The 17729-nt window shown below is 67.7% G+C and carries 18 protein-coding genes; 9 read left to right on the forward strand and 9 right to left on the reverse strand.

Going from position 1 to position 17729, the window contains the following annotated elements; translation table 11 throughout:
* Positions 1-16 precede the first annotated feature (16 nt).
* The 7 genes from ACQKIE_RS13835 to dusB all read left to right on the forward strand — a co-directional run bounded on the left by ACQKIE_RS13835 (position 17) and on the right by dusB (position 6221).
* On the forward strand, positions 17-1357 hold the full coding sequence (locus tag ACQKIE_RS13835) for a cytochrome C (RefSeq protein ID WP_427460036.1): 1341 nt from the start codon (positions 17-19) through the stop codon (positions 1355-1357).
* A gap of 20 nt (positions 1358-1377) precedes the next feature.
* Positions 1378-1779 carry a c-type cytochrome gene (locus tag ACQKIE_RS13840; protein WP_427460038.1) on the forward strand — a complete coding sequence of 134 codons (402 nt, stop codon included), beginning with the start codon at positions 1378-1380 and terminating at the stop codon, positions 1777-1779.
* A gap of 38 nt (positions 1780-1817) precedes the next feature.
* On the forward strand, positions 1818-2603 hold the full coding sequence (locus ACQKIE_RS13845; protein WP_427460040.1) for a TorF family putative porin: 786 nt from the start codon (positions 1818-1820) through the stop codon (positions 2601-2603).
* 62 nt (positions 2604-2665) lie between these two features.
* Complete coding sequence (locus tag ACQKIE_RS13850; RefSeq protein ID WP_427460042.1) at positions 2666-3262, forward strand: RNA polymerase sigma factor; 597 nt, start codon at positions 2666-2668, stop codon at positions 3260-3262.
* Positions 3259-3897 (forward strand): zf-HC2 domain-containing protein, encoded by a 639-nt coding sequence (locus ACQKIE_RS13855; protein WP_427460044.1) that lies wholly within the window; start codon positions 3259-3261, stop codon positions 3895-3897. Before ACQKIE_RS13850 ends, ACQKIE_RS13855 begins: the two co-directional genes overlap by 4 nt.
* On the forward strand, positions 3894-5216 hold the full coding sequence (locus ACQKIE_RS13860) for a S8 family serine peptidase (RefSeq protein WP_427460046.1): 1323 nt from the start codon (positions 3894-3896) through the stop codon (positions 5214-5216). The genes ACQKIE_RS13855 and ACQKIE_RS13860 overlap by 4 nt, the downstream gene beginning before the upstream one ends.
* Positions 5217-5234: 18 nt before the next feature.
* Entirely contained in the window at positions 5235-6221 is a 987-nt protein-coding gene (gene dusB, locus ACQKIE_RS13865) for a tRNA dihydrouridine synthase DusB (protein WP_427460048.1), read from the forward strand.
* 14 nt (positions 6222-6235) lie between these two features.
* Here dusB and dctA read toward each other — a convergent pair whose 3' ends face one another.
* The 7 genes from dctA to ACQKIE_RS13900 form a co-directional block, all read right to left on the reverse strand.
* On the reverse strand, positions 6236-7528 hold the full coding sequence (gene dctA, locus ACQKIE_RS13870; protein WP_427460050.1) for a C4-dicarboxylate transporter DctA: 1293 nt from the start codon (positions 7526-7528) through the stop codon (positions 6236-6238).
* 23 nt (positions 7529-7551) lie between these two features.
* A complete protein-coding gene (locus ACQKIE_RS13875; protein WP_427460052.1) occupies positions 7552-8424 on the reverse strand; it encodes an amidohydrolase family protein in 873 nt (290 codons plus the stop codon).
* A 4-nt stretch (positions 8425-8428) separates the two neighbouring features.
* The gene (locus tag ACQKIE_RS13880; RefSeq protein WP_427460495.1) at positions 8429-9118 is read right to left on the reverse strand and encodes a 4-carboxy-4-hydroxy-2-oxoadipate aldolase/oxaloacetate decarboxylase; all 690 of its coding nucleotides are present in this window, start codon (positions 9116-9118) and stop codon (positions 8429-8431) included.
* Complete coding sequence (locus ACQKIE_RS13885; protein WP_427460054.1) at positions 9118-9840, reverse strand: PIG-L deacetylase family protein; 723 nt, start codon at positions 9838-9840, stop codon at positions 9118-9120. Before ACQKIE_RS13885 ends, ACQKIE_RS13880 begins: the two co-directional genes overlap by 1 nt.
* 20 nt (positions 9841-9860) lie before the next feature.
* Positions 9861-10943, reverse strand: coding sequence for a 4-oxalomesaconate tautomerase (locus tag ACQKIE_RS13890; protein ID WP_427460056.1), 1083 nt, complete (start codon positions 10941-10943; stop codon positions 9861-9863).
* A gap of 138 nt (positions 10944-11081) precedes the next feature.
* Positions 11082-11990 carry a LysR substrate-binding domain-containing protein gene (locus ACQKIE_RS13895; RefSeq protein WP_427460058.1) on the reverse strand — a complete coding sequence of 303 codons (909 nt, stop codon included), beginning with the start codon at positions 11988-11990 and terminating at the stop codon, positions 11082-11084.
* Positions 11991-12054: 64 nt separating this feature from the next.
* Positions 12055-13377: a carbohydrate porin gene (locus ACQKIE_RS13900; protein WP_427460060.1), complete on the reverse strand. Its 1323-nt coding sequence runs from the start codon at positions 13375-13377 to the stop codon at positions 12055-12057.
* A gap of 297 nt (positions 13378-13674) precedes the next feature.
* On the opposite strand from ACQKIE_RS13900, the gene ACQKIE_RS13905 reads away from it, so the two are divergent.
* Together ACQKIE_RS13905 and fdhD are read left to right on the forward strand one after the other, a co-directional pair.
* Positions 13675-16011 (forward strand): FdhF/YdeP family oxidoreductase, encoded by a 2337-nt coding sequence (locus ACQKIE_RS13905; RefSeq protein WP_427460062.1) that lies wholly within the window; start codon positions 13675-13677, stop codon positions 16009-16011.
* Complete coding sequence (gene fdhD / locus ACQKIE_RS13910; RefSeq protein ID WP_427460064.1) at positions 16001-16816, forward strand: formate dehydrogenase accessory sulfurtransferase FdhD; 816 nt, start codon at positions 16001-16003, stop codon at positions 16814-16816. Before ACQKIE_RS13905 ends, fdhD begins: the two co-directional genes overlap by 11 nt.
* Positions 16817-16828: 12 nt before the next feature.
* On the opposite strand, the gene ACQKIE_RS13915 is transcribed toward fdhD, so the two are convergent.
* Complete coding sequence (locus ACQKIE_RS13915) at positions 16829-17164, reverse strand: DUF7009 family protein (RefSeq protein ID WP_427460066.1); 336 nt, start codon at positions 17162-17164, stop codon at positions 16829-16831.
* A complete protein-coding gene (gene mobA / locus ACQKIE_RS13920) occupies positions 17161-17718 on the reverse strand; it encodes a molybdenum cofactor guanylyltransferase (protein ID WP_427460068.1) in 558 nt (185 codons plus the stop codon). Before mobA ends, ACQKIE_RS13915 begins: the two co-directional genes overlap by 4 nt.
* Positions 17719-17729 lie beyond the last annotated feature (11 nt).

The following is a 17729-nucleotide window of genomic DNA, read 5'->3' on the forward strand; positions in this document are numbered from 1 at the left end:
GAAGAAGGACCAGACCATGCTGCCGTTACCCAGCCGACGCCCGAAGCGCAGGATCGACACATTGCTATTCGGCGGCCTCGTGGCCGTCTTGTTGCTGTTCGCCACGACGACGGCCCAGGCGATTCCCGCCTACGCACGACAGACCGGTGCCGCCTGCGCGGACTGCCACGCGGGTGCATATGGTCCGGCGCTGACACCCTATGGCATGCGCTTCAAACTCGGCGGTTATACCGACACCGACGGCAAGGGCACCAAGATCCCGCTGGCCTTGCAGTTGACCGAGACGCACAACAATCCGGCCCGGGGGGATAGCAGCACGTCCCTGACGGAGGGCGACCTTTACCTTGCGGGCCGCCTTACCGACCAGGTCGGCGGCTTCGTGAAGGTCGAGGCCGATCACACCGGCCACAACACATACAACACCAAGCTCAGCAGCGTGGACCTGCGCTTCGTCGCCAAGGAACTGAAGATCGGCGGCAAGGACGCGCTGTTCGGCGTGAGCGTCAACAACAGTCCCGGCTTCAACGATCCGATCGCCGCCCTGCCCTCCGCGAGTTTCCTCGGACCCGCCGGCGTCACCGGCTCCCTGCTCAATCCGTCGAGCCCGAACTCGCTGGCCAACCGCGTGATCGGCGCGACCGCGTACGCGCTATTCGACGACAACTGGTATGGCGAGGTGGGTAGCTATCGCTCCTTGCCAACCTCACAGCAGGACCATCTCGGCTACAACATCGGCGGCGACCCGGGACGGCTCCGCGATACGGGGTATGCCCGCTTCGCCTATATGAAGGACATGAAGCGGCAGTTCTTCTCGGCGGGTGTCGTGGGCCTGACGACGAAGCGGCAACTGCCGCGCTCCGGACCCAGCGACGACATCACCGACCTCGGCTACGACCTGACCTACCAGTACCTTGGTAACCGCGAGCACATCGTCCAGCTCGCCTACGTCAACATCCTGGAGAAGCGCGACTACGGCAGTACCCCGATCATCGGCGGCGTGCTCGCGCGCGATCGCGGCATCGTGCACGACCAGACGATGACCGTGACCTACACCTTCAAGCAGACGTATGGCGTGACCTTCACGCACTTCAAGAGCACGGGCTCCACGGACCTCGCGCGCTTCGGACCCTCTGGCGATCCGGACACGACGACCAACCTCATCAGCGTCTATTGGGCACCGTTCGGCAAGGACGATTCGTATACCTCCATCGCCAACCTGAAGCTCGCCGCGACCTGGTTCCGCTTCACCCGCTTCGCCGGCAGGGAAGACGACATCTTCTTCGCGCCACCGGGAACGCAGCGCACCGACGCGCGTGACCTGAACGCGTTCTCCCTCTCCGCCAGCATCGCCTTCTGACCATGACGGGAACCCATCGCGTGTCGACACACAACTCGCGGCATCCTTTTCGATTCGCCCTCCTCGCCCTGCTCGTTGCCGGCTGGGCATCGACATCACCGCCCTCCAGGGCCGGCGATGCCGATGCCGGCAAGGACGTCTTCAAATCGGAATGCGCCGAATGCCACGCGGTGAAGGAGGGCCGCAACAAGAAAGGGCCCAGCCTCTTCGGCATCGTGGGCAGGAAGGCGGGCAGCGTGGCGGACTACGACTATTCCGACGCGCTGAAGCACAGCCCGTGGACATGGACGGCGGAGCAGTTGCACACCTACCTGTCGCAGCCGGCGAAGAAGGCCAACCCCGGCACGAAGATGAAATACGACGGGCTGGACAACGCGAAGGACCTCGACGACCTGATTTCCTATCTCGACACGCTGCACTAGAGTGTGATCCGCGTGCTCACGGCACCCGGATCGGCCGGATGCCGCCGATGGAGGATGGTCCCGCGTTCCTGCCTGCCCCGCACCGCCGACAGGTCACCGTTCCCCGGGCGCGCCGTTGTGCACGCTCGGCCGGCGTCGTCGTGACCGCTGCGGTGGCGATGGCGTGCCAGACGGTCCATGCGCAGGCCTCGCCCTTGACCGGCACCATCGCCCTGAACTCACAACTGGTCGACCGCGGGGTCGCGGTCACGCGGCCCGGGCCCGTCCTGCAGGGCGCACTTGCCTGGACGTCGCCCTCGGGATGGTCCGCCGGCGTCTCGGCCAGCGCCCAGCTCCGCACACCGCGCGGCTTCGCCAGCTTCGTCGCGCAGGTGGCGCACTCCTGGTCGCTTTCCGCCGACTGGCAGATGCAGGCGAACCTGCTCGGCTACCGTTATCCGAGCCACGGGCGGGCGCGAACGTACGACCGCACGGAGCTTGGCGTCAGCTGGATCTATCGCGACGTGCTGACGGTGGGTCTCTCGGCCTCGCACATGAACCATTACGGCGGCCAGCGTCCGCGCGGCGCCGCCGACATCGGCGTGCGGTGGCCATTGGCCGGCGGCTTCTCCCTGGCGGCCAGCGCCGGGGTCGCCCAGGAGCTGGTACCGCCCCGGCGTGCCGGCTATGAACGCCGCAACCACTACTATTACGGGCACGCCGGCCTCACATGGGATAACGGGCCATGGCGGGTCGAGGTCGCCCACATCGCCAGCAACCGCGATCGTCCGGCCTACCAGCCCAGGGTCTCACCCTGGACAGCGACGATTTCGCGGGCCTTCTGAGGGCCGGCGCGGTCTGCGCAACCTTTGGGCTCCCGCCGGGAACTCACGGGTCATTCGAACCAATGGGCCAGCCCATGAGCGACGCCGACAACGAGTCCGACGCGACCGACCGCCAGCTGCTGAAGCGCATGGCGGACGGCGACCGGAGTGCGCTCGCGACGATGTATCGCGGCTATCACGGTCGGCTCTGCCGGTTCCTGTCGCGCCTCACCCGGCGGCCGGACATCGTCGAGGAGGCCATCAACGACAGTTTCCTGGTCGCCTGGCAGAAGGCCGGCACGTTCCAGGGCGACTCCCGGGTCTCCACCTGGATCATGGGCATCGCCTACCGCTGCTGCCTCAAGGCCCTGCGCCAGCACGGCAGCGAGCCGGTGGACGAGGACAACCTGCCCGAGGACCGCACGCCATCGCACGACCCGGATGACGACCGTGTGCTGCGCGACTGGCTGGGCAAGGGCCTCGACAGGCTTTCCGCCGACCAGCGGGTCGTGGTCGAGCTGGTGTACGGCGTCGGCCACACGCTCGACGACGTCGCTTCGATCATGCAGTGCCCGGTGGGCACCGTGAAGGCCCGACTTTTCCACGCGCGGGTGAAGCTGCGCAACGTGCTTCCCGGCCTCGGCGGGGAGCGGAACATCACCAGAGAGAGCGCGCCATGACCCTCCATAAGGATGCCGGCAGGGACTGCACACGAGCCTGGGACGCCATGCCCTGGGTCCTCCGGGGCGACGCTCCGGCCGCCCAGGACGAGTGGCTGAAGTCTCACCTCGCCGGCTGCCCGGCCTGCCGTCAGGAATTTGCCCAGCAGGAACGCCTGCGCAGGGCGCTGTCCCTCCCGACCGATCTGCCGGTGGACGCGGAGGCGGGCCTGGCCCGCTTGATGGCTCGCATCGACGAGTCCGAAGCGCGACCGCCCGTCGCACGCCGGTTCGCGTCGGGTTGGGTCGTTCGCGGCCTCGTCGCCGCGGTGCTGGTCCAGGCGATCGGCATCGGCGTGCTCGGGATGAAACTGCGCGGCGAGGAGTCGCCCGCGCCGGCCTACCGCACATTGAGCCAGCCGGAAGCCCCGGTGCTCCCCGGCTCGTTGCGCGTCGTTCCGCAGTCCGCGATGAAGGTCGCCGAATGGAACAAGCTGCTGCAGGACCTGCACCTCCGTGTCACCGGCGGTCCCAATGACGTGGGCGCCTATACGCTCGTCCCGGACGACGGCAAGGCCGCCTCGAAGGAGACGCTGGAGCGCCTGCGCGCCACGCAAGGCATCCGCTTCGCGGAGCCCGTCAGCGGAGCGCCATGAAGCAGCTGCTTGTCGCGGTCGCCACGTTGCTCCTGCTCCCGGCACTCGGCGGGTGCGCATCCGTGCGCGCGAACGATGGAACATCGGTGGGCGCGCGCGCTTCCGGTAGCGACGTCGGCGCCATGGACAGCCAGCGCGACATCGTCCTGGCCGTCGCCAATCCGCTGGAGCCCGCGGCGACCCATGCCGGCTCCAACCTCCTCGGCTACACGCCCGCCGCGGGTTACAGTGCCGGCCAGCGCGCCGCCTCGGCGCTGGCCGACATCGAGAAAGCGTATGGCGTCCGCACGATCACCGGCTGGCCGATCAAGGCGCTGGGTCTCTACTGCGTCGTGCTGCAGCCGCCGCCCGGGGCGGATCGCGACGCGCTGATCGCGCGGCTGGCGGCGGACAAGCGCGTGCAACTGGCACAGCCGCTCCAGGAATACGCCGTCTACAGCGACGCCGACGCCACACCGCCGGCGGCACCGCCAGACGGCCGACAGTACAACGACCCCTATACCGATCTGCAGCGCGGGTTCGTGGAAACCCGGGCGGCTGTGGCGCATACCACGACCCAGGGCGACGGCGTGCATATCGCGGTCGTGGACACGGGCGCGGACATGGGCCACCCCGATCTGAAGGATCATGTCCGTGACGGCGGCGATGCCGTCGACGACGACGCGCATGCGTTCAACAGTGACCGCCATGGCACGGAAGTGGTGGGGATCATCGCCGCGGAGGGCGACAACCACCAGGGCATGGTCGGCATCGCGCCGAAATCCCGCATCAGCGTCTACAAGGCCTGCTGGTACCCCGATCCGGCCAAAGGTGCGCGCTGCAACTCGTTTACGCTGGCCAAGGCGCTCGCCGCCATCGACGATACCGACGCACGGATCATCAACATGAGCCTGGGCGGTCCGGCCGACCCACTCCTCGGCAAGTTGCTCGGCCAGTTGCTCGGCCAAGGGCGCATCGTCGTCGCCGCGCTCCCGCCCGAAGGCGGGACCGGCGGTTTCCCCGACAACGCCCCCGGCGTCATCGTGGTCCGCTCGAGCGCCGCCGGGCCGGCGGCCGCGGGCGTGCTGAGCGCGCCGGGCAAGGACATCCTCACCACCCAGCCCGACGGCGGTTACGACTTCACCTCGGGCTCGTCGATGGCCGCGGCGCACGTCAGCGGCATCCTCGCCCTGCTCCTCTCGATGTCGCCCCGCCTGGATGCGACCACCGCACGCGACATCCTGCTGCGGACGAGCCGGGTCACCCAGGGAATGCGCGAGGTGGACGCGGCCGCCGCGGTCGCCGCGCTGGCCGCCGAGCGGGGAACCCGCGCCCGCTGATCGTGTAAAATCAAGGCCATGCGCATCGGCCCCTACACCATTGCGCCCGCCGTGGTGCTCGCGCCCATGGCCGGCGTCACCGACAAGCCGTTCCGGCTCCTGTGCAAGCGCATGGGCGCCGGTCTTGCCGTGTCTGAAATGACCACGGCCGATCCGCGCCTGTGGAACACGCGCAAGTCGCTGCGGCGGATGGACCACGACGGCGAGCCCGAACCGGTAAGCGTGCAGATCGCCGGCTACGACCCCGGCATGCTCGCCGAGGCGGCGAAGTACAACGCCGACAACGGCGCGCAGATCGTCGATATCAACATGGGCTGTCCCGCGAAGAAGGTCTGCAACGTCTGGTCAGGGTCCGCCCTGCTCCAGGACGAACCGCTCGTGGCGCGCATCCTCCACGCCGTGGTGAAGGCGGTCGACGTGCCGGTCACGCTGAAGATCCGCACGGGATGGGATCGCGAGCACCGCAATGCCCTGACGATCGCGCGCATCGCGCAGGACGCCGGCGTCGCCGCGCTGTCCGTGCACGGCCGCACCCGCGCGGACAAGTACGAAGGCGAAGCCGAGTACGCGACCATCGCCGCGGTGAAAGCCAGCGTCTCGATCCCGGTCCTCGCCAACGGCGACATCGTCGATCCGTTAAAGGCACGCGACGTGCTCCGCCTGACGGGCGCCGACGCCGTGATGATTGGCCGCGGCGCCCAGGGGCGCCCGTGGATTTTCCGCGAGATCGCCCACCACCTCGATACCGGCGGCTTCCTCCCGGAACCCACGCCCGGCGAAGTGCGCGACATCCTCGCGGGCCACCTCGAACACCTCTACGCCTTCTACGGCGAGAAGATGGGCGTGCGCATCGCCCGCAAGCACCTGGGCTGGTACGCAAAGGATCGCCCCGAGAACGCCGCGTTCCGCCATGTCGTGAACAAGGCGGAAGACGCGGCGACACAACTACGGCTGACGCGCAACTACTTCGACGCGCTGGAAGCGGGCGTCTCCCTCGCCGCCTGATATCTGTTGTGGGCTTATGCCGCCTTCAACACCGCTGCCATTCTCGGACGATCCAGTTCGCGCTCCCATGCGCATACCACGATCGCCGCGACGCCGTTCCCCACGAGGTTCGTCATGGCGAGGCCCGTGCCGAGGAAGCGGTGGATGCCGAGGATGAGGACCATGCCTGCGACCGGGACGACAGGCACCACGCTCAGCGTCGAGGCGAGCATCACCAGCGCAGCTCCCGCGACGCCGCTGGCACCCTTCGACGTGAGCATCCCCACGATCGCCACCGTGATCTGTTGCTGCAGTGTCAGGTCGATGTTCAGGGCCTGGGCGATGAACAGGATCGCCATGGTCAGGTAGATGTTGGTGCCGTCGAGGTTGAACGAGTAGCCGGTCGGCACCACCAGGCCCACCGTCTCCTTCGGGCAGCCAAGGTCTTCCATCTTGCGCATGAGCGGAGCGAGCACGACCTCCGAGGAACTGGTGCCGAGCACGATCAGCAGCTCGTCCTTGATGTAAGCGCAGAAGCGCAGGATGCTGAACCCCGCGAGGCGGGTCACGGCACCGAGCACCAGGACGACGAAGAGCACGCAGACGAGGTAGAAGCTGCCAATCAGCTCCATCAACGGCACCAGGGAGACCACGCCGTACTTGCCGATGGTGAAGGCCATGGCGCCGAAAGCACCGATCGACGAGACCGCCGTGATGTAGTGGACGATCTTGAAGAAGACCTGCGCGCCCGCCTCGATCACGTCGTACACCGGCTTGCCACGCTCGCCCACGGATGCCAACGCGCAGCCGAACAACACCGAGATCAGGAGGATCGAAAGCACGTCGCCTTTCGCGAAGGCGCTGACGAAGGTCGAGGGAATGATCGACAACAGGAAGCCGATGGACTCGATGTTGTGGCCTTGCGCGACGAGGTTGCCGACCTCGCCCGCTTTCAGCGTGCCGGGATCGACGTTGAAGCCCGTGCCCGGGTGGAAGACGTGCGCCGCGACGAGGCCGAAGAACAGCGCGAACGTCGAGATCATCTCGAAATACAGCAACGCCTTGCCGCCCACCCGTCCGACCTTGCGCATGTCGCGCATACCCGCGATGCCGGTAACGACGGTGCAGAAGATGATCGGGCCGATCACCATCTTGATGAGGGCGATGAAGCCGTCGCCCAGTGGCTTCATCGCCACGGCGTACTTCGGCGACAGGTAGCCGAGGATGACGCCGATGATCACCGCCACCAGCACCTGCACGTAGAGCTGCCGGTAGAACGGCTTGCGCGGCTTCTGCGACGAGGGAACGGTGGCGGCGATATCGGGCATGGGATTCTCGGGGCGTGGATCGATCAGGCGAAGTCGTAAAGGCGGGCGGGGTTGTCCACGAGCAGGCGCCTGCGCATCGCCTCGTCCGGACAGAAACGGAACATCAGGTCGACCAGACCGCCGTCGTTCGGCATGTCCTTCGAGATGTTCGGATGCGGGAAATCCGTACCCCACAGCACACGGTCGGGCGCGGCCTCGATCAAGGCGCTGGCGAAGGGAATGGCATCGTCGAACGGACGCTTGCCCACGGAGACACGTTCGGCCCCGCAGACCTTCACCCACGCCAGCGGATTGGTCCTCATGAGTTCCAGCAGCAGCCGGAACGGTTCCTGGTCCAGGCCTTTCGCGGCCTGCACGCGACCCATGTGGTCGATGACGAAGGGCACGCGGATCTTCGCGAGTACATCGTCGTTCAGTTCGACGATGTCGTTGGCATCGAGGTGGAGTACGACGTGCCAGCCCATCTCCGCAACCTTGTCGAGCACGCGCCAGAACACCTTCATGTCCGGCCGGCCGCCCAGGTGCTGTACGAAGTTGAAGCGGACACCGCGCACGCCGCCGTGGTCGAGTGCCTCGAGTCCCTTGTCGTCGATGCCATCGTCGACGATGGCCACGCCACGATAACGGCCTTCGCCACGCGCGATCGCGTCGAGCATCGCCGTGTTGTCGGTCCCGTGGCAGCTGGCCTGGACGATCACGCCACGGGCGAGCCCGAGGAAGTCGTGGAGCGCGACGAGGTGTTCGTAAGGCGCGTCGGGCGGCGTGTAACTGCGGTCGGGGGCATAAGGGAAGCGGTCGGCGGGGCCGAACACATGGCAATGCGCGTCGCAGGCCAGCGGGGGAAGCGCGTGCTGCGGCTTGGTGGGATGGGGATCGGGGGGAAGACAGGACTTCATGGGATCACTCGTTCGGAAGGTCGTCGACGTAACGGAGGCCGGCGGCGGCGAGCTTCGGGCGCATCTCGTAGATATCGAGGCCGAGTTCTCCCGCCGCAAGGCGCTTGCGCTTCTCTTCTTCGTTCAGCATGCGCTTCCGCGACGCGGCGATCGCGGCATCCACGGTCGGGTACCGCACGACGACCACGCCGTCGTCGTCGGCAACGATGGCATCGCCAGCCCTCACCCGTTGGCCGCCGATGACCACGGGCACGTTGACCGAACCCAGCGTGGCCTTGACGGTGCCGCGCGCGTGCACCGCGCGCGCCCAGACCGGGAAGCCCATGCGACGCAGTTCCGCGCTGTCGCGGACGCCGGCGTCGATGACCAGGCCGGCGACGCCGCGCGCCATCAGCGACGTGGCGAGGAGATCGCCAAACATGCCGTCCGTGTTCTCGGTGGTGCAGGCGACCACCAGCACGTCGCCCGGGCGGCACTGCTCCACGGCCACGTGCAGCATCCAGTTGTCGCCCGGCTGCGCCAGCACGGTCACCGCGGAACCGGCGATCGAGCGGTCGCGCTGGATCGGGGTGATCGGCGGCTGGAACAAGCCGACGCGGCCCTGGGCTTCGTGCACGGTGGCCACGCCGAGGGCGGCGAGCGTGCTGGCCTGCTCGGCGCCGATCGCCGGGCGGTTGCGGACGACGACGCCGATCACGCGAGGGTCCCCTGCGTCACGTGCGGGAACACGCGCTGGAACGCTTCCGCATAGGTGATCTTGGCGTCCGAATTGCGTGTCGCCTGGGCGCCGCGCTGCAACCCGACCCGCGTGTAGTACTCCCAGAGGTGCTCCTGGGCGCGCATGGTCTCGAAGGCCGCCCGCTTCTTCTCCCACACCGGCGTGATGTCGAGGAACAACTCCGGCTTCCACTCGCACTGCTCCGGCTGGTGCGGCTCGAAGAGGAAGACCGGCGGCGCGCCGATCACCGGAACCTGCGGCTCGTGGCCGTGTGCCTGGGCGACGACGCGCGCCTCCTGGGCGACGTGCGTGGCGAGCGGGTGGTCGAAGTTGTACGGGTCTTTCAGCGAATGGCTGAGCACGAAGGACGGGCGCAACTCGCGGTACACCTTGGCGAGGTGGAACACCACGTCGAGGTCGGCGCGCATCGGGTAGTCGCCGATGTCGAGGAACTCCACGCTGGCGCCGAGGATGTCCGCGGCTTCCTGCGCTTCGGCGCGGCGATCCGTCTTCACCTTCTCCATCGTCATGCCGGGTTGGCGCCACAGCTTCGCGGATTCGCCCCGCTCGCCGAAGGACAGGCAGACGATATGCACGCGCCAGCCCTTGGCCACGTGCAGCGCGATGGCGCCGCCGGCGCGCCAGACGAAATCGGCGGAGTGTGCGCTCACGACGAGCGCGGTCTTCTGTTCGGACATGGCGATTTCCAGGTGATGGATCAGGCGGCGGGGCCGCGCCAGATCGAGGGGGAGACGGGAACGGTGCCGCGCATCAGCAAGCGAGCGGTGCGCAGGAGGGCCGCGCGGACCACGCGCGTGCCTTCCATGCCGACCTCGACGCTGAATTCGCCGGTGGGATGCTCGATCGACAGCGTGCGTACCTCCCTCTCGCCCGGCGTCGCGACGTCGAACGCCACGGAGCCCGGCAAGACCGCCGCGGTCGCAACGGTGACGGCACCGAGGACGCCGATCGAGGTGTGCACGTCGTGGGGAATGAAGGTGCGCGTGGCGAGGGTTCCGCCGGCGCGCGCAGGCGAGACGAGGGTGATCTTGGGCACCGGCTTGTGGGTGACGTCGCCGAGGTTCATGAGTGGCGCCGCCTGCAGGCGCAGGGCCTCGATGCGGGCCTTGAGCGCGACGTTGGCCTCGAGCTCCTCGGGCCGCTCGTCACCGCGCACGCCGAGCGCGGCGGCCGCGATGATCATCACCGGCATGCCGTTGTCGATCAGCGTCATCTCGACACCGTCGACGGTGTCGCGTGCGTTGCCGGTGGGAAGCAGGCTGCCGGTGAGCGAACCTTCGGTGTCGAGGAAGCCGCAGGTCACGGGCGCTGCCGGACGCGGCACGCCATCGATGCGCGCGTCGCCGTCGTAGACGGGCCGACCCGATGGCGTTTCGATCGTGATCTCCGCCACGACGCCGGTATTCACCGTGCGCACCCGGCGTGTCGTGCTGCCGTCGTCACCCGTGAGGAGCCCGGCCTCGATCGCCGCGGGCAACGCGGCCGCCAGCATGTTCCCGCAGTTCGGCGTCGTGTCCACGCTGGCGTTGTCGATACCGACCTGACCGAACAGGAAATCGAGGTCGGCCGCGCCGTCGTCGGGAATCGAGAGGATGCCGACCTTGCTGGTGAGCGTTTTGGCGCCGCCAAGGCCGTCGATCTGTCGGGGGTCGGGAGAGCCCATCACCGAGAGGATCACGGCGTCACGGACGGCTTGGTCCGCCGGTAGGTCGCGGGCCAGGAAGAAGGGCCCCTTGGAGGTGCCGCCTCGCATGTACCAGCAGGAAATCTCGTGTGCCATGGCGCTCGACCGGAAGATCAATGCAAAGATGGTCTTCCCGCCGAGAAGCGCGAACAACGCGATCGGACGCCTATCTGATATGCACGATAGTCATAACCAGTCGTGAGAATTGCGTTTGGTGCAATGCACAACGCCCGGCTACTCGGCCGGGTCGAGCTTGCCTTCGGCGATCAGCTCGTCCACCAGCGCCAGCGCTCGCTCGGTAATCGCGCTCATCGGACGCTGCGTCGGCGTGGCCACCACGAGCCGGGTCACGATATTCGGCATCACGATCGGCACGGCGCGAAGGTGCTGCGAGCCGCGCCGGGCCAGCACCGCATTGCGTGAGAGCACGCCGTAGCCGACGCCCCGCTCCACCAGGTCGAGCAACGAACGGACCGAGTCGATTTCCAGGCGGATGTCGAGCGACACGCCGTAACGCGCGGCGTCCGCTTCGATGAGTTGCCGCACGGAATGCAGCGGCGACGGAATGATCAGCGGGTATTGCCCGAGCGTCGCCAGCGGCACGCTGTCCGGTAGCTCGCTGCCGTCCTTGACGCTGCCGATGAGGTACAGCTGCTCGGAGTGCACGTGGCGGAAACGCATATTGGCGTTGACCGCCGGGTTGTACAGCAGCGCGCAGTCGAGGCGGCCAAGTTGCAACCATTCGAGCAGGCTGGCGCTGAGCGCCTCCACCACGCTGATCTGGGCGGCCGGGTACCGCTCCCGGAAGCGCATGACCAGGTCGACGGTGAGGAGACCGCCCACGCTGGGCGGCAAACCGATGGCCAGCTTGCCCCCGACGACGCCGCGCGCCTGGCCGAGTTGCATGCGCGCCACTTCCACCTGGCGCAGGATGCCGCGGCCATGCTCCACCAGTTCGCGTCCCGCCTCGGTGGCGACGACGCCACGACCATTGCGCTCCAGCAGGTGGGTGCCGAGTTCCATCTCGAGCTGGCGCACCTGCCGGCTCAGCAACGATTGCGACACGTCGAGCGTGGCGGCCGCCCGCGTGAGGCTGCCGAACTCGACGATGCGAATGAAGCTCTGGAGGTGTTTCAGGTCCACGGAAGGGTCACGCGCCGGGCGGCCAGGATAGCCCGATTATGTGCCGATCCGGGCCGCGCGCGTTTCACTGGCTGCCTGGCCCGCCCATGTTCACCATGACGCGGAGGCCCACGACGATGGCATTGGCCGGCACGCGCCTTGCGCCCGCCGTATTGCCGAGGACGTCCGGGTGCACGATGTACTGCAGGTTGGGGACGAGGCTCACCGCGGGGAGCAGCTTATAGCTGTAGTTCAGTTCGGTCATCCACTCATTGCGATCAAAATGGTCGTTCGAGCCGCCGTTCTTGTGGATGACGTCGTCTTCGAAGCCGACGGCCTTGCGGCTGAAGCGGAACAACGTGGCCTGGAAACCGAGTGAGTCCGTCGGACGGGCGGCGAACGGGCCGGTCCAGAGCATGCCGACCGTCGATTGCAGGGTGTAGTTCTCCGCGTTGTCCAGCGGGCCGGTGACCGAACCGAACAGCGCGAGGTTGCGCGTATTGCGGGTCGGATCGGGCTTCCAGACGACCTGGTCGGCAAGGAGGTAAAGACCGTAACGGCCTCCCTCGTAATCGCGTGCCGCGCCGCCGACGAGCCCACGGTGCAGGCCGCGCGTGTTGAGTTCGGGATCGGTGAACCGGGCCGAGTTGTACCAGCCGCCGATCATGAGGTGCCTCGGATAGGGGTCGGTGGCGAACGTCGTGCCGTAGCCCACTTCCACGGGAATCAACACGCCCGTCGCGTTGTTGAGGCCCCAGTCCAGGCCGTTGTTGTTGCGTCGCTCCGGATTGATCTCGAACGCGCCGATCGACACGTAGCGCGCATCGGGCTGGTACTTCACGCGCGCGCCCCAGTTCACATACGGAAAGCCCGTGAAGCCGCCGGACGTATTGGTGAGCTGGTAGGGGCAATCGGGTGCGCTGACGAAACGGCATCCATACGTCGACCGCGCGAACTGCCACGTGGCATTGATGCGCCCGGCCAGCACATTGATGTGGCTGCTCGAGAACTGCTGCTCCCAACTCAGCTGGGCCAGCTCCCACTGCCGCTTCGGATACCAATAGCCCTGGATCTTCTGGACGACGCCGATATCGTCCGCCGCGACGCTGTGGCCGTAATAACGCGCGAACGTGATGTGCATCTTGCCGCCGTCGATGCCGGCAAGCTTGCCCATGTCGAGATCCGCGCCGCCCACGGCGCCACCGCCATTTGTCGCACCGAGGCGTTCGCCGCCGCGTACGCTGCCGGCCCAGTCGTTGGCCCAGACGAAGCGCAGCGACACACCCTCATCGCGCAAACGATCCACGGGACCCTTGTCGTCGCCGGAGGCGACCGCATCGGTCTGCGCGATGGCAGCGGAGGCGGCGAGCGTGGCGAAGACGGCGATGGCGAAACGACGGAACATCATGGCGGAACCCCCGAACCCGCCGAACTGCCGACGGAGCGGCCCCGATGCTCGGCGCGACGCACGCCCGGAACAACGCGATCGAGAAACTATCAGGTATGCATTCCACGCATACCTGCGCTCGCGCCATGACTATTGTGCATTGCACAATTCCGGCATGCGCCGAACCAGCGCCGATCGCGGTCGCCGCTGCGGCACCGCCGCACGGACGCGGGCGCACCGTACCTTCGTGCAATTGCCCCCGCGCACCACCGCGTAGAATGATCGGACGGTGGGCACCTTCACTATCGAGCGACGACCATGAGCGACAAACCCGTTCCAGGCTTCGAACCCTACGATGGCCCGGCGGGAGGCTGGGGTGCCCTGGGCGCCGTGGCCAAGGCCATCAGCGGCCAGATGGCCATCGCACGCGAATCCATGGCCCTGCACAAGGTCAACCAGCCGAAGGGTTTCGACTGCCCTGGCTGCGCCTGGCCGGACCCGAAGGAGACCTCCTCGTTCGAGTTCTGCGAGAACGGCGCGAAGGCGGTTTCCTGGGAAGCGACCGCGAAGCGTGTACGCCCCGAGTTCTTCGCCAGCAACACCGTCACCGATCTCTGGAACCTCACCGACTACGCGCTCGAAGGGTTGGGCCGGCTGACCCATCCCATGGCGTACGACCGCGCGACGGACACCTATCGCGCGATCGCGTGGGACGAGGCGTTCCAGCGCATCGGCGCGGCGCTGCGCGCCCTGCCCGACCCGAACATGGCCGAGTTCTATACCTCCGGCCGTGCGTCGAACGAAGCGGCCTTCCTCTACCAGTTGTTCGTCCGCGAGTACGGCACGAACAACTTCCCCGACTGCTCCAACATGTGCCACGAGGCCACCAGCGTCGGCCTGCCGCAGTCGGTCGGCTCGGGCAAGGGCACCGTGACGCTGGACGACTTCGACCATTGCGACGCGATTTTCTGCATCGGGCACAATCCGGGGACCAACCACCCACGCATGCTGTCGACGCTTCGCGAGGCGTCCTTGCGCGGCGTGCCCATCGTGGTGCTTAACCCGCTGCCGGAACGGGGCCTGGAACGCTTCACGTCACCGCAGCACCCCGTCGAGATGCTTACGGGCAAGTCGGTGCGCATCGCCTCCACCTACTACAAGCTGAAGATCGGCGGCGACGTCGCCGTGATGAAGGGCATGATGAAGTCGCTGCTGGCCGCGGACGAACGCGCGGTGGCCGCCGGCATGCCCGGCGTGCTCGATCGCGCGTTCATCGCCGCCAACACAACGGGATTCGAAGGCCTTGCCGACGACCTCGCGCGCACCTCATGGGACGCCATCGAACGCCATTCGGGACTGACTCGCGCCGAGATCGAGGACGCGGCGGACATCTATGCGAAGGCGAAGAACGTCATCGTCTGTTACGGCATGGGGATCACCCAGCACGCGCACGGCACCGAGAACGTCCAGCAGATCGCCAACCTGCTCCTCCTCCGCGGCAACATCGGCCGCCAGGGCGCGGGTATTTGCCCCTTGCGCGGCCACAGCAACGTGCAAGGCGACCGCACGGTGGGCATCACCGAAAAGCCGAACGACGAGCTCAACGAGGGCATCCGCCGCACTTACGGCTTCGCGCCGCCGGCCGAGCACGGGCATGACGCCGTCGCCGCGGTGATCGCCATACGCGAGGGCCGCTCGAAAGCGTTGGTCGCCCTGGGCGGCAACCTCGCCGTGGCCATGCCCGACACCGCGGAAACGTTCGACGCGATGCGCAAGCTGGACCTGGCGGTGCACGTCGCGACGAAGCTCAACCGCTCGCACCTGATCCTGGCGAAGGAGTCGATCATCCTCCCCTGCCTCGGCCGCACCGAACTGGACGTGCAGGCCACCGGCCCGCAGGCGGTGACGGTGGAGGACTCGATGTCCATGGTGCACGCCTCGGCCGGAACGCTCTCGCCGGCGTCGGAGCACCTGCGCTCGGAGCCCTGGATCGTCGCCGGCATCGCGAAGGCGACCCTGCCGCACACGCGCGTCGACTGGGACCGCCTCGTCGGCGACTACAACCTCATCCGCGACGATATCGAGAAGGTCTTCCCGATCTTCCGCGACTTCAACCGTCGCGTCAGCGTCCCGGGTGGTTTCCGGCTGCGCGTCGCCGCCAGCGAACGCGACTGGGCCACGCCGGACAAGCGCGCGCACTTCCTCCTCGCAAGCGGGCTCGACGAAGATGCGCCGCTGGATCGCGACGGGTTGATCCTCACGACGATCCGCTCGCACGACCAGTACAACACCACGATCTATGGCCTCAACGATCGCTATCGTGGCGTGAGCGGACGGCGCGATGTGATCTTCATGCACGCGAAGGACCTCGCCGCGCGAGGGCTCGCGCATGGCGACCGCATCGACGTGTTCGCCACCGGCGTGAACGCCGCCGATGGCAAGGAACGCGCGGTACGCAATTTCATCGCCGTCGCCTACGACATCGCGGAAGGATCGGTGGCGATGTACTACCCCGAGGGCAACGCGCTCATCGCATTGGAAAGCCACGACCGGCGTTCCGGGACACCGGCGTACAAGTCGGTGCCGGTCCGCATCGAAGCCGCGGCCGCGCCAACCTCCCGTCCCGCCGCGCCGAAGGCGGAACATGCCGCCTGAGCGGCAGCCCCCACCGGGCTGCGCCACGCGCCCGGTGATCCGTTACGAACGCGGGCGCCGCATCGAGGCCGACGACCGGCTGGCGGAGGAAGTGCCGGTCGCGATGCATTTCGACGGCGAGCCGTTCGCCGTGATGATGGCGACGCCTGCCGACCTCGCCGATTTCTCGCGCGGCTTCGCGCTCACCGAAGGCAAGGTCGCCACGGTGGAAGACATCGTCGCCATCGACGTGCGCGAGGTGCTGGAAGGCATCGTCGTCGACGTACGCACGGCCGCCGGACTATCGTCGCAGCGCACGAGTACGCGCGAGCTCCCTGGCCGCAGCGGCTGTGGCATATGCGGCAGTCGTGAGCTGGAGGACGTCGTGCGCCATCCCGCGCCGGTGGCGGCCGGTCCGGCGGTGGGCGCGGATGCCATCGAGCGGGCCCTCGAAGCCTTGCGCTCGAGGCAGCCCATCAACGCCTTTACCGGCTCGGTGCATGCCGCGGGCTGGGCGTTGCCGGATGGAACGATCGTCGACGTGCGCGAAGACGTCGGCCGGCACAATGCCCTCGACAAGCTCATCGGCGCGATGCTGCTCGCGGGCACCGACCCTCGCAACGGCTTCCTCGTCATCACCAGCCGCGCCAGCTATGAAATGGTGACCAAGGCCGCCGTGGCGGGCATGACCATCGTCGTCGCCATCTCGGCGCCAACGGCGCTCGCCGTGCACCTCGCCGCGGATTGCGGCGTCACCCTCCTGGGCTTCGCCCGCCCCGGCCGATTCAACCTCTACAGCCGGCCCGAGCGCATACGCGATCCCTAGGGCCGAGCCACATCAACCGCGGCGGCGGCGCAGGCTGTCCTTGACGTCCACGTCGAAGCGGACGGTCGTCGCCACGATGTCATAACCGGGAATGTCGAACACGAGGCCGTCCTTGCTCGGCAGGCGCGATTGCAGGTCGCGTAGCGCCTCGCGCGGCACTTCCATGCGCCACTCGTGCGCCGTGCCGGACAAGGTGCAACCGTTGTCGGTGGCGTCGATCGCGTAGCGCATGGTGAAAGCCGTGCCGAACGCCGTGGAACCCAGCAAGGCGATATCCTGGAGCAACTCGTCCAGCTCGTCCTCGTCGATCCGCACGCGGATCGTGTCGTCTTCCAGCTGCACCCTCATGCGTTCGCCTCGCGCCATTCATCGGGAGTATTGCAGTTGACCAGCCGGCGCGTGTCGAGACCGTCTAGCGGTAGCGCGGTGGCACCAAGCCGTTCCTGCAATGCCGCGATCGAACACGCGCGACCAGGGCGGGTCATGAGTTCGGCCAGCGCTTCGCGCGCGGCACGGCCCATGGTCAGGCGCATGGGCAAGGGATGGCCCTGCCAGTGCGCCGTCGCCGCCCGACGCTCCGCCAGCAGCGGCGCCAGCACGTCGACGCCGAGGCGCGGCATATCCACGGGTACCACCAGCCATTCGCCGTCGGGCAACACGTGCATGGCACTGGCGATACCGCCGACCGGGCCGGTGCCCGGCCAGCGATCCGCGATGCCGCCGGCGCGGTCGCCGCTGATCGCCACCTGTTCCGCCCCGACGTCCCGCAGGGCGCGAACCGAAAGGTCGAGCAGGCTCTGTCCGGCGATCCGCAACGTGGCCTTGTCTTCGCCCATGCGCGAGGAGCGGCCACCGGCGAGGACGAGGCCCACGATGAGGGGCATGTCGGCACGCAACGTCATGGCCGCAGCGT

Source organism: Luteibacter sp. NPDC031894 (assembly GCF_050273135.1).
Lineage (GTDB): Bacteria > Pseudomonadota > Gammaproteobacteria > Xanthomonadales > Rhodanobacteraceae > Luteibacter.

What these genes read in the sequence shown, in the direction of transcription:
- ACQKIE_RS13845 (WP_427460040.1), top strand. Translation starts at nt 1,818, where the DNA reads ATGCCGCCGATGGAGGATGGTCCCGCGTTCCTGCCTGCCCCGCACCGC.
- dctA (WP_427460050.1), bottom strand. Translation starts at nt 7,528, where the DNA reads ATGCCCGATATCGCCGCCACCGTTCCCTCGTCGCAGAAGCCGCGCAAG.
- ACQKIE_RS13835 (WP_427460036.1), top strand. Translation starts at nt 17, where the DNA reads ATGCTGCCGTTACCCAGCCGACGCCCGAAGCGCAGGATCGACACATTG.
- ACQKIE_RS13905 (WP_427460062.1), top strand. Translation starts at nt 13,675, where the DNA reads ATGAGCGACAAACCCGTTCCAGGCTTCGAACCCTACGATGGCCCGGCG.
- dusB (WP_427460048.1), top strand. Translation starts at nt 5,235, where the DNA reads ATGCGCATCGGCCCCTACACCATTGCGCCCGCCGTGGTGCTCGCGCCC.
- ACQKIE_RS13860 (WP_427460046.1), top strand. Translation starts at nt 3,894, where the DNA reads ATGAAGCAGCTGCTTGTCGCGGTCGCCACGTTGCTCCTGCTCCCGGCA.
- ACQKIE_RS13885 (WP_427460054.1), bottom strand. Translation starts at nt 9,840, where the DNA reads ATGTCCGAACAGAAGACCGCGCTCGTCGTGAGCGCACACTCCGCCGAT.
- ACQKIE_RS13875 (WP_427460052.1), bottom strand. Translation starts at nt 8,424, where the DNA reads ATGAAGTCCTGTCTTCCCCCCGATCCCCATCCCACCAAGCCGCAGCAC.
- fdhD (WP_427460064.1), top strand. Translation starts at nt 16,001, where the DNA reads ATGCCGCCTGAGCGGCAGCCCCCACCGGGCTGCGCCACGCGCCCGGTG.
- ACQKIE_RS13900 (WP_427460060.1), bottom strand. Translation starts at nt 13,377, where the DNA reads ATGATGTTCCGTCGTTTCGCCATCGCCGTCTTCGCCACGCTCGCCGCC.
- mobA (WP_427460068.1), bottom strand. Translation starts at nt 17,718, where the DNA reads ATGACGTTGCGTGCCGACATGCCCCTCATCGTGGGCCTCGTCCTCGCC.
- ACQKIE_RS13890 (WP_427460056.1), bottom strand. Translation starts at nt 10,943, where the DNA reads ATGGCACACGAGATTTCCTGCTGGTACATGCGAGGCGGCACCTCCAAG.
- ACQKIE_RS13850 (WP_427460042.1), top strand. Translation starts at nt 2,666, where the DNA reads ATGGGCCAGCCCATGAGCGACGCCGACAACGAGTCCGACGCGACCGAC.
- ACQKIE_RS13915 (WP_427460066.1), bottom strand. Translation starts at nt 17,164, where the DNA reads ATGAGGGTGCAGCTGGAAGACGACACGATCCGCGTGCGGATCGACGAG.
- ACQKIE_RS13855 (WP_427460044.1), top strand. Translation starts at nt 3,259, where the DNA reads ATGACCCTCCATAAGGATGCCGGCAGGGACTGCACACGAGCCTGGGAC.